1 protein-coding gene is annotated in these 1,069 nt (G+C 65.6%); it reads left to right on the top strand.

Annotated elements, in window-relative coordinates; all coding sequences use genetic code 11:
• The coding region (locus FHX14_RS32760; RefSeq protein WP_184381270.1) for a VCBS domain-containing protein at positions 1–1,069 on the top strand (1,069 nt) is incomplete at both ends.

The raw sequence follows: 1,069 nt of genomic DNA, 5'->3' as shown, positions 1-1,069 counted from the left end.
CGAACACGACGCCGACGGCAGTCGCCGATGCGGGTGATGCGACGGAGAAGGGTGGTGTTGCCAATGGTTCGGGCGGGGTGGTCGCCAGCGGCAACGTGCTGACCAACGATACCGATCCGGATGCCGGCGACACCAAGACGGTGACGGCAATCAAGTTCGGGGCGACATCAGGCACGCTCGGCTCGGCACTCGCTGGCACCTATGGCAGTCTCGTGCTCAATGCATCGGGCGCCTATAGTTATGCGGTCAACGAGACCAATGCCGCCGTCCAGGCGCTGCGCCTGTCGACCAACACGCTGAGCGAAGTCTTCAGCTATACGATGCGCGACACCGCCGGCGCCACCGCCACGGCGAATCTGACCGTCACCATCCATGGCGCCAATGACGCGCCGGTGCTGGCTGTCCAGACGACGACCCAGAACGCCACCGTCGGATCGGCCTTCTCCTTCGTGGTGCCGACGACGACCTTCACCGATGTCGACAGCGGCGAGACGCTGGCTTACGCGGCAACGGCAGCCGATGGCACGGCGCTGCCCGCCTGGCTCTCCTTCAACGCCACGACGCGTACCTTCTCCGGCACGCCGACGGCAGGCGGCACCTACGGCGTCAAGGTGACGGCGACAGACCTTGGCGGCCTTGCCGCCAACGAAACCTTCAACATCGCCGTGTCGGTTCCCGGCAACACGACGCCGACGGCGGTCGCCGATGCGGGGGATGCCACCGAGAAAGGTGGTGTTGCCAATGGTTCGGGCGGCGCGGTTGCCAGCGGCAACGTGCTGACCAACGATACCGATCCAGATTCCGGAGACACCAAGACCGTCACGGCAGTGGTCTTTGGTGCGACGTCGGGCACGCTCGGCTCAGCACTCGCCGGCACCTATGGCAGTCTCGTGCTCAATGCATCGGGCGCCTACAGTTATGCGGTCAACGAGACCAATGCCGCCGTCCAGGCGCTACGCCTGTCGACCAACACGCTGAGCGAAGTCTTCAGCTATACGATGCGCGACACCGCCGGCGCCACCGCCACGGCGAACCTGACCGTCACCATCCATGGCGCCAATGACGCGCC

The sequence above is a fragment of the Rhizobium sp. BK619 genome (genome assembly GCF_014195245.1).
Classification (GTDB): domain Bacteria; phylum Pseudomonadota; class Alphaproteobacteria; order Rhizobiales; family Rhizobiaceae; genus Rhizobium; species Rhizobium acidisoli.
This window is presented reverse-complemented; position numbering and strand designations above follow the sequence as displayed.